Consider the following 12,934-nt stretch of genomic DNA (forward strand, 5'->3'; position numbering starts at 1 on the left):
GGGTGCATTGGCTTGATTTGGTGAAGCGTCGGCCGCATAAATATGCGAATGTGAGGGACACAGATGGCGCCTGGTCGAAAGCCGAGCATGGGTCAGGCCACCGGGCCAGAAGCCGGCGATAGCACCTATGCGGCAATGATCGGGAAGGCCCGGGCCCTCCTTCCGCGACTACGCGAGCGGGCGGCGCGAACGGAGGAGCTGCGGCATCTGCCGCCGGAAACCGAGAGGGATCTTCACGACGGCGGTCTGTTCCGAATGCTCCAGCCGGCGCGGATCGGCGGCGCCGAGCTTGACTACGTCGCTCTCGTCGATTGCGCCGAGCTGCTCGGACAAGCGGACGCGTCGGTGGCCTGGAATCTCGCGAACCTGGCGAGCCATCACTGGATGCTCGGCATGTTCGAACCCAAGGCGCAGGATCTGGTCTGGAGCCGTGATCCGGACGCGTTGATCGCCTCCTCGTTCATCTTCCCTGCCGGGCGCGCTACGAAAGTCGACGGCGGATACCAGCTGCGCGGCAGCTGGCCGTTCTCCTCCGGAGTTGCCTCTTGTGAATGGAACATGCTGGCAAGCGTGGTCTACTCCGAAGATGAAGCCGACGGCATCGAGTATCGGATCTTTCTGCTGCCCAAGGGCGATTACAAAGTGCTGGATACCTGGAATGTCGCGGGATTGCGCGGGACCGGATCTTGCGACGTGGAGGTCAGGGATGCCTTCGTGGCCGACCACATGACGGTCGCTGTTGGTGACCTCTCCGGCGGGCCGACGCCGGGAAGCAAGGTCAATCCAAATCCGCTGTATGCGCTGCCCGTATTCTCGCTGTTTCCGTACGTCCTCTCCGGTGTCGCGCTGGGGAATGCGCAGGCGTGCCTCGACGATTACACGGATGTCGCACGTCATCGTATTTCGACCTATAACCGCGCCAAGCTGAGCGATTTTCAAAGCACCCAGATCAAGATTGCGGAGGCCTCGGCGAAGATCGACGCCGCACGCCTGATCATGCGGTCGGCGTGCCTCGATGCCATGGAGGACGCGCGGCGCGGGCACATTCCCGACATGGCAACCAAGACCCGGTATCGGCGCGATGGATCTTTTTCGGTGAACCTGTGTACGGACGCGGTCTCGATGCTGTTTGCCGCGAGCGGCGCGCGCGGCCTGTTCACCACCGGCGTGCTACAGCGGCAGTTCCGCGATGCCCACGCGATCAACTCGCATCTCGCGTTCAATTTTGATGCGGCCGGAACCAACTATGGACGCGTGGCGCTGGGCCTGCCGTCCGAAAATCTCACGTTGTGAGGCCGGCTGATGAATGATCTGCCGCAGCAGCCCGCCGCTCACGATCCAGCCAACGAGCTCGCGAGCGACAGTTCGCCGATCGATCCGCGCGACTTTCGCAACGCGCTCGGCACTTATGCAACGGGCGTGACGATCATCACGGCCGCAGCGCCTGACGGCAAGCCTTACGGACTGACTTGCAATTCGTTCGCCTCGGTTTCGCTGAATCCGCCGCTGGTCCTGTGGAGCCTGGTCGTCTACTCCTCGAGCCTGACTATTTTTCAGAACGCCAGCCATTTTACCGTCAACGTGCTTGGCGCTTCGCAGCAGGCGCTTGCGAGTAAATTCGCGAAGTCGTCGGAGGACAAGTTCACAGACGTGGACTGGGCGCCGGGCCTCGGCAACGCGCCAGTGCTTGCCGAGAGCGTTGCCAACTTTCAATGCCGATCCGTGAACCGCTATTATGGCGGCGACCACGTGATCTTTCTCGGGGCGGTCGAGGCCTATACCTACAACGCGGCGGAGCCGCTGCTCTTCGCGAGGGGGGCGTTTGGCCGGTTTCTCGCCGACGACGAGCGCCAGAGATCGCCCTAGCGTGCGCTTCGGGTGTGCGCGACGGCTTAGCGCTTCGCCGCTGAAAGCTTGTAAATCTCCAGCGCGTCCGCTTCCGCGCCCTGCGCGGCCTTGGCTAACCTGAACAATTGGCCCGCAAGCGAGGCCATCGGCACCGGCGTCGACGTCGCTTGTGCGACGTCGGCAACCGTATCGAGATCCTTGAGCATCGTGGCAATGTGACCAAGCGGTGGTGAGTGGATGCCTTGGACCATCCGCGGCACGAAAAGCTGAAGCGGGATGGAATCCGCGAAGCCGCCTGCGAGCGCTTCGGGCAGGCGATTGGCATCAATTCCGGCGTTGACGGCGAGGCGCGTGGCTTCCGCCAGCACGGCCATCGCGCAACCGACGATCACCTGATTGCAGAGTTTTGTCGTCTGCCCGGCGCCGATCGGCCCCATGTGAGTGAACCTGCGCGCCATCGCCAGAACGTAAGGGCGGACTCGTTCGATGTCGTCCGCTTCTCCGCCGGCCATGATAGCAAGCGTGCCTTCCTCGGCGCCCTTCGTCCCGCCGGAAACCGGTGCATCGATCCAGCCGGCGCCATTGGCCTCTCTCAGTCGCTTTGCGAGGTGGCGCGCAGCGTCAGGATGTATTGATGAAAAGTCGACGACAAGCTTGCCTGCACCGGGAGCCGCTGCCAGGCCCTCGGTCCCGAAGACCACCTCTTCGACTGCCGTCGCGTCCGTCACGCACATGAAGGCGATATCTGAGTTCGCCATGAGATCGCGAGGCGTGGCCGCGCGCTTGGCGCCGGCCTCGATGAGCGGAGTCAACTTGTCTGCCGATCGGTTCCAGACCGAGGCCCGATAGCCAGCCTTGAGCAAGCGCCGGGTCATCGGCGCTCCCATCAGCCCCAGACCGAGATAACCAAGTCTGTCGGTGCCTTGCGGGTTTGTCCTGCTCGCATCAGCCATAGGTTGCCTCCTTCTGTCGCAGCGCGACGCCGCTTTACCATACATCCCATGTCAGGCGGCAAAACCATCCGGCTTGCATGACTTGCCTGATTGTTTGAACCATGAAACATTTGAGGCGGTCGGGTTGGGTGGCGCGGATCGGCGCCGGAGCAGCGGAGTGGGCACGATGCGAACCGTTTCGAGATGGATCCTGGCTTTAGGGGCGGCGGCAGCTGCGAGCGCGGGGGCAGGCCCGTCATTGGCGCAACAGACGATCCGCGTCGGCTGGACGATCCCCGCCGAGGAATCCAAGTACTGGATGATGCGCCGCCCAGCTGAATTTCCCAGCATCGGGAAGACCTACAACATCGAATGGACCCAATTCCAGGGCACCGCGCCGATGACGCAGGCCTTGGCCGCCGGCGCGCTGGACTGCGCGACGCAGGCACCCCTGTCGCTTGCCAACGGTGTGGTCGGCGGCAATCTCAAGGCCTACATCGTGGCACAGCACGTGTTCGAGAAGCCTGGTGGCTTCTCGGTCTATTGGGCCGTCAAAGATGACTCGCCGATCAAGACAATTGCCGATCTCAAGGGTAAGACGGTCGGCATTTCCGTGATCGGCGGTGGTACGCAAGGCCCGTTCAATCTGCTTCTGAAGCAGAGCGGTGTCGATCCGGCCAAGGATATCAAGCTGGTCGAGGTCGGCTTTGCGGTCTCCGAGGATGCGCTGCGCCAGGGCCGCGTCGATGCTGTCAACATGAATCAGCCGTTTGCCGCGCGTGCGGAGGCGAAGGGGGGCACCAGGAAGCTATTCTCACTCTCGGAGGCCATGCCGAACATCGTGCATATTCTGGAGGCCTGCCGCGCCGATTTCGTCGACAAGAACCCGGAGCTGGTCAAGACCTATGTCCGCGATATCACCTCGGGGATGAAGAAGGCGCTGGCGAACCGCGAGGAGACTCTCAAGGTCGTCAATGAAGTGCTGAAAGCCCCCATCCCGGTGCTCGAGACCTACCTGCTCAAGGACAACGATTTCGGCCGTGATCCGGGGGCCGCACCGAACTTCCCGGCGATCCAGAAGATGTTGGACATCTATGCGGAGACCGGAATGCTGCCGAAACTGGATGTCGCGCAGTTCAAGCATCCGTCGATCGTCGCTCCGCTACAGTAGGGGATCGAGTGGATAAGCCTGCTGAATCGGTCAAGAATAGCGTTTCGTCCCGGCATTCGGGCCGCTGCATGAAGAAAATGCGCGCATGAAGAAGCTACGATCACGAGTCACGACGGACGGCCTCGATCGGGCCCCGCACCGGGCCTTCATGCGTGCCATGGGACTCGACGACGCTGCGATCGCCAAGCCGATGGTGGGCGTCGTCAGCATGAAGGGCGAGCAGACGCCCTGCAACATGACCCACGACTTCCAGGTGGCTGCGGCCAAAACCGGGATCGAGGAGGCCGGCGGCACGCCGCGGGAGTTCTCGACCGTGTCGGTTTCTGACGGCATCAGCATGAACCACGAGGGAATGAAGTTCTCGCTGTTTTCGCGTGAACTGATCGCCGACTCGATCGAGGCCGTTGTCCATGGCCTGGCCTACGACGCGCTGATCGGATACGGCGGATGCGACAAGACGCTTCCCGGCGTGATGATGGCCATGGTTCGTTGCAACGTGCCGTCCATCTTCATCTATGGCGGCAGCTCGCTGCCGGGCCGTCTGGATGGACGCACGCTGACGGTGCTCGACTCCTATGAGGCTGTCGGCAGCTTCATGACCGGAGAGATCGACGGCGCCACGCTCGCGCGGATCGAGCGTGCGTGCCTGCCGACGATCGGCGCGTGCGCCGGCCAGTTCACTGCGAACACCATGGGCATGGTCTCGGAAGCGATGGGGCTGACCATGCCCAACGTCTCGATGGTGCCCGGTGTCTATGCAGAGCGTGCGCGGATCTCGCGGCGCGCCGGACGCCTGATCATGGAGATGCTTGAACGCGGCGGGCCGTTGCCGCGCGACATCGTGACACGGAAATGCCTTGAGAACGGCGCCGCGATCGTTGCGGCGACGGGTGGCTCGACCAACGCTGCGCTACATTTGCCGGCGATCGCGAACGAGGCAGGCATTGCATTCACGATTGACGATGTGGGCGAGGTCTTTGCCAGGACGCCGCTGATCGGAAATCTGCGCCCCGGGGGCAAATACACGGCCAAGGATGTCTACGACATCGGCGGCGCGGCGGTCGTGATCCGTGAGCTGATCCAGAGTGGGCATATCGATGGCAGCTGCCTGACCATCACCGGCCGCACACTTGCCGAAGAATATGGCGCCGCCAACGCGCCCGATGGAGAGGTTGTGCATGCGGCGCGCGCGCCGATCATGCCTGATGGTGGCGTGGCGGTGCTGAAGGGAAACCTCTGTCCCGACGGTGCGGTGATCAAGGTCGCGGGTTTGAAGAACCAGTTCTTCGAGGGCGTGGCACGCGTCTTCGAGGATGAGGAAGCCTGCGTCGCGTCGGTTCGTGACCGCAGCTACAAGGCGGGCGAGGTTCTCGTGATCCGCAACGAGGGGCCGGTTGGCGGCCCTGGCATGCGTGAGATGCTCGGCGTTACGGCGCTGATCTACGGTCAGGGGATGGGTGAAAAGGTAGCGTTGATCACCGATGGCCGGTTTTCTGGCGCGACGCGCGGCATGTGCATCGGCTACGTCGCTCCCGAAGCATTTGTTGGCGGTCCGCTGGCGCTCGTTCGCGACGGTGACAGGATCCGGATCGATGCCGCAAATCGACGGATGGATGTCCTGCTCGACGAGCAGGAACTCACTGCGCGGCGCCGCGATTGGAAGCAGCGTCCGCCGCGTCATCGTGCAGGGGCCCTCGCAAAGTATGCCCGGTTGGTTGGGCAGGCCCCGGGCGGAGCCGTTACGCATGAAGGCCCCGCAGAATGGCCGTGGTTCGAGTGACGCAGCGCACAGGTGTAAAGACAGGCCGCCTGTGTGGCAGGCTTCTTGCTAAGCTGGTGCCGCGGACAGCGAACATTCGGCGGGTTCGTCGAGGGAAATTCGCGCGGGTGAGGCGAGAGACGGGATGACGGTAGTGCCTGCGAGACCGAAGGAGTGGGTGAGCCCGGTGACATCACAAGAGCCGGCTTCTGCAATCATCGAGATTGACCGCGTCTCGCAGATCTTTCAGACCTCGGCGCGCAGGGATCATGTGGCGCTCTCGGACATCTCGCTGATGATCGAGGCGGGAGCATTCGTCTCCATCCTCGGTCCGTCCGGATGCGGCAAGTCGACCCTGCTTTATATCGTCGGCGGCTTTGTCAGCCCGACCAGCGGCGTAGCGAAGATGAAGGGGCGGGCGATCACAGGCCCTGGCCCAGATCGCGGACCGGTGTTCCAGGAGTTCGCGCTGTTTCCCTGGAAGACTGTGCTGGGCAACGTGATGTACGGCCCGCGCCAACAAGGCGTGCGTGCTGCCGAGGCGGAAGCGCAGAGCCGCGCCCTGATCGAAATGGTCGGCCTCAAGGGCTATGAGAACTTCTATCCCAAGGAGCTGTCGGGCGGCATGAAGCAGCGCGTGGCGCTGGCGCGGACGCTCGCCTATCATCCCGAGGTGCTGCTGATGGACGAGCCGTTCGGTGCGCTCGACGCGCACACAAGGACACGCCTGCAGAACGACCTTCTCAACATCTGGGAACGCGATCGCAAGACCGTGTTGTTCGTAACCCATTCAGTCGACGAAGCTGTCTTTCTCTCCGACAAGGTCGTCATGATGTCGAAATCTCCCGGCCGCATCCGCCAGGTGATTGACATCGATCTGCCGCGGCCGCGCCGCCGCAACGAGCTGTTGCTCGACCCGCGCTACCAGAAGTATGTCGTCGATATCGAGCGCATGTTCGATGAAAGCGACGAAGCCGGGCCTGCCTCATGATGTCGCCGGGTGTCTTCATCAGACGAGCCGCTCCGGTGCTCGCCTGTATCGGTTTGCTGGCGGTGTGGCAAGTTGCCTCGCTCGCGCTGAAGAACGACAGTTTCCCGACGGCGATTGAGGCGATCCGGTCAATTCCCGATATTCTCGGCGACAAGGAATCCCTCGTCAACATCCTGGCGTCGCTGCGCCGCATGGCGCTTGGGTTCTGTGTGGCCGTTCTGATTTCGATTCCGCTGGGCCTGTTGATGGGACGCAGCCGAGGCGTCGCGGCTTTTTTCAATCCGCTCCTGATGGTGATCTATCCAGTGCCGAAAGCTGCCTTGATGCCCATCATCATGCTCTGGCTGGGTGTCGGCGACGTTACCAAGACGTTGGTGATCTTTCTGGGCGTCAGCCTTCCCGTGATTTACCATAGCTTCGAGGGTGCCAAGGCCGTCGAAGAGAAGATGCTGTGGTCAGGTGCCGCGATGGGGCTCTCGTCCGTACAACGCCTGGTGCGGATCGTGTTGCCTGCGGCGCTGCCGGAAATTCTGACTGGCTGCCGCACGGGGCTGGTCCTGGCGCTGATCACCATGATCACCAGCGAAATGATTGCCCGTCAGTCCGGCGCCGGGAATATCCTGTTCAATGCGCTGGACATGGGGCAATACGACACCGTCTTTGCGATGATCATCGTCGTGGGGGCGATGGGAATCTGCCTCGATGCGATTTTCGAACGGATTCGTGCCAGGCTCGTACGTTGGTCCGAGCCGCAGTTCGACATGCCGCTGAGCTTTTCATGATGTCCCGATTTCTTTCCCCGCATGTCCTTCTTGGGATTGCCCCGCTCGCGCTGGTGATCGCCCTGTGGCAGGGCCTGGTTTCGTTCGGCTTTGCGCCTGCGGTCTTGCTGCCGCCACCGGGCTTTGTGTTCAGCCGGCTGCTTCAGCAACTCGTGACGTTTGCGTTTCAGCAGGAGATTGCGGCAACGCTGGTCCGCCTGTTTGCCGGGTTTGCGATCGCAGTCGTGCTCGGCGTCAGTATCGGGATTGCCGCCGCCGCTAGTTCCGGGATCGATGCCGTGGTTCGGCCGATCGTCCGCGTGTTGGCGCCGCTGCCCAAGGTTGCGCTCTATCCGGCGCTCCTGCTTTTGCTCGGATTTGGCCACGGATCTAAGATCACATTGGTGGCTGCGGACGCTCTCTTTCCCATTTTGCTGTCGACCTATTACGGTGCATCGACCGTCGAGCAGAAGTTGATCTGGTCGGCCATGGCGGCGGGAACGGCGCGCCGTGAAATCCTCTTCAAGGTGGTGCTGCCGGCCGCGATGCCGTCGATCCTGACCGGATGCCGGATCGGGCTTGTCATTTCCTGCATCGTGGTGTTTCTGGCCGAGATGATCACGTCGACGGACGGACTGGGCCACGCGCTCGTGACGGCGGCCCGTACCTTCCAGGCCGTCGACATGTTCGTGCCGCTGATCACGATCTCGCTGTTGGGATTGATCCTGAATGCCCTGCTTGGCGCCCTGCGGTCTTACCTCTTGCGGGGTTTTCCAGAAGCGTGATCTGAAGGAAGAAGAAAGCAAGACCGGGAGTGAATCATGCTGGCTGATCGCATCGAGGCAAAGTGGATCGACGCATTTTGCGAGATCTTCGAGCGTTGCGCCGTCAAGGCTGGCGATACCGCGGCGATCCTCTCGGAAACCCAATCGCGCGCCTTGAATGTTCATCTGGCTGAGCTGGCGCTGCTGCGCATGGGGGCGCGGCCGTTTCACGTCGTGATGCCGACGCCCCGCAATCGAAATATCGTTCCGGTTCGTTCCACGGGGGCGAGTGAGGCGATCCAGAAGCTTGGCCCGGTCATCACCGCGCTTCAGCAGGCCGGCTTCGTGGTGGACTGCACCATCGAGGGCCTGATGCATGCGGTCGAGACGCCGGAGATCCTCAAGGCCGGCGCGCGGATCCTGGTGATCTCCAACGAGCATCCCGAGGCGCTGGAGCGGATGGTGCCGGATTCCGCGCTCGAGAAGCGCGTCCGGGCGGCGGCGAAGATGCTGCGAGGCACCAAGCGGATGCGGGTGACCTCGAAGGCCGGCACGGCGCTTGACGTCGATATGGCCGGTGCGTCTACGGTTGGTGTGTGGGGCTGGACCGACAAACCCGGAACGCTGGCGCATTGGCCCGGTGGAATCGTCGTCAGCTTCCCCAAGAGCCGAACCATCAACGGCACGCTGGTAATGGCGCCGGGCGACATCAATCTCACCTTCAAGCGCTACCTGACATCGGCCGTGAAGATGACGCTGAAGGATGACTATGTCGTCGAGCTGGAAGGCGAGGGCACTGATGCCGCGATGATGCGCGCCTATCTCGCTGCCTGGGGCGATCGCGAGGCCTATGCCGTCTCGCATGTCGGTTTTGGCATGAACCCGGGTGCACGCTACGAGGCCCTCTCGATGTACGACCAGCGCGACACCAACGGCACGGAAATTCGCGCCGTCTCCGGCAATTTCCTGTTCTCGACCGGCGCGAACGAATTCGCCGGCCGCTACACGGCGGGCCATTTCGACCTGCCGATGATGGGAACGACGATCGAGCTCGATGGCCTTGCCGTGGTCCGGGAAGGCGTGCTCCAGGACGTTTTCGGCTAGTTGCGGTCGAGCACCGGGGGACGTGCCAGTTCGAAGTGGCGGAGCAGGTCGACCATGGCCTGCAGCCGCTTCGCGCGATAGGCGTCCACGTCCAATCCAGAATAATCGAGAAAGCCTGCGCCCGTGCGCAGGCCGATCCGGCCTTCATGCATGTTGCGAGAAATGACCTCCGGCGCCCGATAGCGGTCATTGCCGAGCGCGCCCTCGAGATACCGGCTCGCGTAGTAGAGGATGTCGCCGCCGCCCCAATCGATGAATTCGAGTAGCCCGAGCACGGCGTACCGGAAGCCGAAGCCGTAGCGAATCGCCTTGTCGATCTCTTCCGCGCTGGCGACGCCTTCCTCGACCATGCGTGCGGCCTCGTTCATCGCCAGCGCCTGGATGCGGGGAACGATGAAGCCAGGCGTTGCGGCACAGACCACCGGCACCTTGCCGATACCTTCGAGCAGAGCCTTGACTTCGTCGACGACGGCGGGATCTGTGGCTTTCCCCGGCGAGACCTCGACAAGCGGAATCAGATAGGCTGGATTGAGCCAGTGCACGTTGAGAAAGCGGTGCGGATTTACGATCGCACCTGAGAGATCGTCGACGAGGATGGTCGATGTCGTTGATGCGATAATCGTGTCGGGGCCGACTTGCTTTGAAGCCGCTCGCAGCACCTCGCGCTTGAGCTCGACGACTTCAGGGACGCCTTCGAAGACGATGCCGGCCTCGGCCAACGCTGCGCCGCTCTCGCCCGCTGCTACCACCGAGACCCGCGCGATCAGCGGATCAACATCTGCCTCGGTCAACAATCCCAGCTTCGACAGGCTGGCAAAGGTCTTTCTGACCTCGCCGAGCGCGTCCGCCTCCAGCCTGGCAAACTCCTCCGCGGGGCGGGCCTTGACGTCGATCATCGTGACGCGATGCCCCGCGTAAGCGAAGGCGACGGCAATCCCGCGGCCCATGCGGCCAGCGCCGAGACAGGCGATATTGGCGCGATTGGTCATTGATCAAAATCCATTGCGGAGCAGCGTCTGCAATTCAGCCTTGCTGAGATTGTCGAGCCCCAGCGTCTTAAGCGTTCGGCCGCCCTGCAAAAAGTCCTCGCCGCAGACTGCGCCACCGATCGACAGGAACGCTTTGGCCAGTGGGGTGGCGACGCCCGCCAGGCCGGCGACCGACGCCAGCAGAGACAACCCAAGCCGCAAGTCCTCACGCATGTAGCGGTGCTCGGTCAGCACGATCCGCTCGCGCCAGTCGCCGGAATCGGTCAGCCGGTCGTGCGAGCCGCGGCCATACATCCAGATCTCGCCTTCCTTCGCGTAGTGATGAGCGAGCGGGAAATGCGGCGCGCCGTAGCCGAGTGCTTCGCGCACGGCAATCCGCTCGGCATCGAGCGCGTCGGTGACCCGGCGGATCGCGGCCTGCGTGCCTTCCTTGTGAATGTCCCAGCGCTCAAAATGCTCGATCGGGCCTGCGTTCATCACGATCAGCGGCGGATGGATGATGGGTCCTGCGTTCATCAGCGCGCCGGACAGGGCGTCTCCGCACGTCTCGATCGCGTCTGGGAAAGCACGTCCGATCGTTTCGAGGGCGTGGGGCGCCTGGTCGAGCGGGAACACGCCGACCGGGAGCCGCTTGGCGCGGATGGTGATGGCGACCTCGAACGGTCCGTGCTTGCGGGTCAGCCACGGAAGCGTGCCGGTTTCCGCAAAGCTTGCATTCGCGTGGTTGCCGGCATCTCGTGCAGCCTGGGCGAAGATCATCGAGCCGAATGTCGCCGGGGGCAGAAAGACGACCTGACCGTCCCGCAGATGCGGCGCAAGCAGGCGCGCGATGTCTGCTTGCGCGAAAGCAGGGGCCGGGCACAGGATCAGCTTCGTGCCATCGACGGCCTCGGCGATATCGGTCGTGACCAGCGCCAGCTTCACGTCGTGGCGGCCGTTGTGATCCTTCACCAGGATGCGCGAGCCGGCGGCGCGGTGCGTCGCGACCTGGTCGGCATTGCGGCGCCAGAGCCGCACCTCATGCCCCGACAGCGCAAAATCGCCCGCGGCCGCGAAAGAGCCGTTTCCCCCACCCAAAACCGCGATCTTCAAGATGCTTCTCCTTGCGCGCGTGACTGCGCATCAAGCTGTTTCAGCAGGAAATGCTGGACCTTGCCCAACGCCGTGCGCGGCAGGTCGGTGACGAAGACGATCTCGCCGGGAACCTTGTAGCGTGCGAGTTGCGCCTGAAGATGCGTCCTCAGTTCGTCCGCCTCGAGCCGGCAGCCGGATCGCGCAATGACATAGGCGATCGGCACCTCGTCCCAGCGTGGGTCCGGCCGGCCGATCACGGCGCATTCGCTGACATCGGGATGTTCGAGCAGGACGCGCTCGATCTCGGCCGGGTAGACGTTCTCTCCGCCTGAAATGATCATATTCTTCTTGCGGTCGCGGACCCAGAAATAGCCGTCGGCGTCGGAAAGTCCGATATCGCCGGTGCGATACCAGCCATCGTGCAACGCGTCGCGCGTTGCAGCTTCATTACCCCAATATTCAAAGAACACGTTCGGCCCACGCACCGCGATCTCGCCCGGCGTGCCCGCGGGCAATTCGTTTCCGGCCTGGTCGATTATCTTGGCTTCGCAGCACAGGCCGGCAAGACCGGTCGATCCCGCGCGCGAAAGGTCGCCGCCAAGCCGCGTGTAGACCGCGATCGGGCAAGTTTCCGTCGAGCCGTAGACCTGAAGGACCGGCACGCCGCGCGCGACAAAGCGATCGATCAGGTGCGGCGGCACGATGGTCGAGCCGGTGGTGACGGCCTTGAGCGAGAAAAGATCGGTGGATGCCCAGGCGGGATGTTCGCTCACCGCCTGGATGATCGCGGGCACCATCACTGTGAGCGTCGGCCGTTCCCGTTCAATGGCCACAAGTGTGGTATCCGGCGTGAAGCGTGCGTGGACCGTGACGGTTGCGCCCAGCTGTAATGCCGGCGTGGTCTGGATGTTGAGGCCGCCGACGTGAAAGAACGGCAGCACGGTCAGCACGTGGTCGTCGGACGTCATGTTGTGCATGTGCTGGCTCATCACGCCGTTCCAGAACAGCGCCTCCTGACGCAGCACTGCGCCTTTTGGCCGTCCGGTCGTTCCCGACGTGTAGACGATCAGCAGCGGACATGTGAGATCGGTGTGCGGATTGCGTCCACCGCCATCCCCGCAAAGCAACAGATCTTCGAATGTCCTGCCGCGAGGCGGCGCGAAGTCGAGGCCGATAACGGATATCCCCGGCGCAAGCTCGGGGAGGACTCCCTCGAACGCCCGTTCGAGCACCAGCACCTTGGCGCCCGCGTCTGTGAGAATGAAGAGCTGCTCGGCGACTGCGAGCCGCCAGTTCAGCGGTACCAGCATCGCGCCAAGTCGCGCGCAGGCATAAAGCAGAACCAAGTAATCCGGCCGGTTCAGGCTCAGGACGGCGATGCGGTCGCCGCGGCCGACGCCGTGCTCCTGCTTCAATGCCGTCGCGGTCCGTTCGATGCGTGCGGCGAAGGCCGCGTAGCTCAGCCGTTGCCCCTCGAAGGCAATGGCCGTCTTGTCTGGCGCGAACGCCGCGTTGCGATCGATCAGACTGCAGAGATCCAC

At 63.1% G+C, this 12,934-nt stretch carries 12 protein-coding genes; 8 read left to right on the plus strand and 4 right to left on the minus strand.

The features are described 5' to 3' along the window. The first annotated feature begins 87 nt into the window (after positions 1-87). Together P6U31_RS12240 and P6U31_RS12245 are read left to right on the plus strand one after the other, a co-directional pair. The gene (locus P6U31_RS12240) at positions 88-1,293 is read left to right on the plus strand and encodes an acyl-CoA dehydrogenase family protein (protein WP_407188611.1); all 1,206 of its coding nucleotides are present in this window, start codon (positions 88-90) and stop codon (positions 1,291-1,293) included. Between the two features lie 9 nt (positions 1,294-1,302). Continuing rightward, complete coding sequence (locus P6U31_RS12245; protein WP_407188613.1) at positions 1,303-1,866, plus strand: flavin reductase family protein; 564 nt, start codon at positions 1,303-1,305, stop codon at positions 1,864-1,866. A 26-nt stretch (positions 1,867-1,892) separates the two neighbouring features. Here the strand turns inward: P6U31_RS12245 and P6U31_RS12250 are convergent, their stop codons facing one another. After that, positions 1,893-2,801 carry an NAD(P)-dependent oxidoreductase gene (locus tag P6U31_RS12250; protein ID WP_407188615.1) on the minus strand — a complete coding sequence of 303 codons (909 nt, stop codon included), beginning with the start codon at positions 2,799-2,801 and terminating at the stop codon, positions 1,893-1,895. A 166-nt stretch (positions 2,802-2,967) separates the two neighbouring features. Between P6U31_RS12250 and P6U31_RS12255 the strand changes: the two genes are divergently transcribed. From P6U31_RS12255 to P6U31_RS12280, 6 genes are all read left to right on the plus strand, one after another. Further along, positions 2,968-3,951 carry an ABC transporter substrate-binding protein gene (locus P6U31_RS12255; protein WP_407188617.1) on the plus strand — a complete coding sequence of 328 codons (984 nt, stop codon included), beginning with the start codon at positions 2,968-2,970 and terminating at the stop codon, positions 3,949-3,951. Between the two features lie 85 nt (positions 3,952-4,036). After that, on the plus strand, positions 4,037-5,731 hold the full coding sequence (ilvD, locus tag P6U31_RS12260) for a dihydroxy-acid dehydratase (protein ID WP_407188619.1): 1,695 nt from the start codon (positions 4,037-4,039) through the stop codon (positions 5,729-5,731). 124 nt (positions 5,732-5,855) lie between these two features. Then, the gene (locus P6U31_RS12265; protein ID WP_407188621.1) at positions 5,856-6,701 is read left to right on the plus strand and encodes an ABC transporter ATP-binding protein; all 846 of its coding nucleotides are present in this window, start codon (positions 5,856-5,858) and stop codon (positions 6,699-6,701) included. Then, positions 6,698-7,483, plus strand: a complete 786-nt coding sequence (locus P6U31_RS12270) for an ABC transporter permease (protein WP_407188622.1) — start codon at positions 6,698-6,700, stop codon at positions 7,481-7,483. Before P6U31_RS12265 ends, P6U31_RS12270 begins: the two co-directional genes overlap by 4 nt. After that, entirely contained in the window at positions 7,483-8,247 is a 765-nt protein-coding gene (locus P6U31_RS12275; RefSeq protein WP_407189831.1) for an ABC transporter permease, read from the plus strand. Before P6U31_RS12270 ends, P6U31_RS12275 begins: the two co-directional genes overlap by 1 nt. 36 nt (positions 8,248-8,283) lie before the next feature. Then, the gene (locus tag P6U31_RS12280) at positions 8,284-9,330 is read left to right on the plus strand and encodes a peptidase M29 (protein WP_407188623.1); all 1,047 of its coding nucleotides are present in this window, start codon (positions 8,284-8,286) and stop codon (positions 9,328-9,330) included. Here P6U31_RS12280 and P6U31_RS12285 read toward each other — a convergent pair. The 3 genes from P6U31_RS12285 to P6U31_RS12295 are packed head-to-tail and all read right to left on the minus strand — an operon-like array spanning position 9,327 to position 12,934. Next, positions 9,327-10,319: a 3-hydroxybutyryl-CoA dehydrogenase gene (locus P6U31_RS12285; RefSeq protein ID WP_407188625.1), complete on the minus strand. Its 993-nt coding sequence runs from the start codon at positions 10,317-10,319 to the stop codon at positions 9,327-9,329. The two genes, P6U31_RS12280 and P6U31_RS12285, sit on opposite strands and share 4 nt — an antisense overlap. 3 nt (positions 10,320-10,322) lie before the next feature. Then, positions 10,323-11,411, minus strand: a complete 1,089-nt coding sequence (locus tag P6U31_RS12290) for an NAD/NADP octopine/nopaline dehydrogenase family protein (RefSeq protein WP_407188626.1) — start codon at positions 11,409-11,411, stop codon at positions 10,323-10,325. Then, positions 11,408-12,934: a class I adenylate-forming enzyme family protein gene (locus P6U31_RS12295; protein ID WP_407188628.1), complete on the minus strand. Its 1,527-nt coding sequence runs from the start codon at positions 12,932-12,934 to the stop codon at positions 11,408-11,410. Before P6U31_RS12295 ends, P6U31_RS12290 begins: the two co-directional genes overlap by 4 nt.

Source organism: Bradyrhizobium centrosematis (genome assembly GCF_045571495.1).
Taxonomy (GTDB): Bacteria; Pseudomonadota; Alphaproteobacteria; order Rhizobiales; family Xanthobacteraceae; genus Bradyrhizobium; species Bradyrhizobium centrosematis.

What these genes read in the sequence shown, in the direction of transcription:
- ilvD (WP_407188619.1), top strand. Translation starts at nt 4,037, where the DNA reads ATGAAGAAGCTACGATCACGAGTCACGACGGACGGCCTCGATCGGGCC.
- P6U31_RS12255 (WP_407188617.1), top strand. Translation starts at nt 2,968, where the DNA reads ATGCGAACCGTTTCGAGATGGATCCTGGCTTTAGGGGCGGCGGCAGCT.
- P6U31_RS12285 (WP_407188625.1), bottom strand. Translation starts at nt 10,319, where the DNA reads ATGACCAATCGCGCCAATATCGCCTGTCTCGGCGCTGGCCGCATGGGC.
- P6U31_RS12250 (WP_407188615.1), bottom strand. Translation starts at nt 2,801, where the DNA reads ATGGCTGATGCGAGCAGGACAAACCCGCAAGGCACCGACAGACTTGGT.
- P6U31_RS12245 (WP_407188613.1), top strand. Translation starts at nt 1,303, where the DNA reads ATGAATGATCTGCCGCAGCAGCCCGCCGCTCACGATCCAGCCAACGAG.
- P6U31_RS12280 (WP_407188623.1), top strand. Translation starts at nt 8,284, where the DNA reads ATGCTGGCTGATCGCATCGAGGCAAAGTGGATCGACGCATTTTGCGAG.
- P6U31_RS12240 (WP_407188611.1), top strand. Translation starts at nt 88, where the DNA reads ATGGGTCAGGCCACCGGGCCAGAAGCCGGCGATAGCACCTATGCGGCA.
- P6U31_RS12270 (WP_407188622.1), top strand. Translation starts at nt 6,698, where the DNA reads ATGATGTCGCCGGGTGTCTTCATCAGACGAGCCGCTCCGGTGCTCGCC.
- P6U31_RS12265 (WP_407188621.1), top strand. Translation starts at nt 5,856, where the DNA reads ATGACGGTAGTGCCTGCGAGACCGAAGGAGTGGGTGAGCCCGGTGACA.
- P6U31_RS12275 (WP_407189831.1), top strand. Translation starts at nt 7,483, where the DNA reads ATGTCCCGATTTCTTTCCCCGCATGTCCTTCTTGGGATTGCCCCGCTC.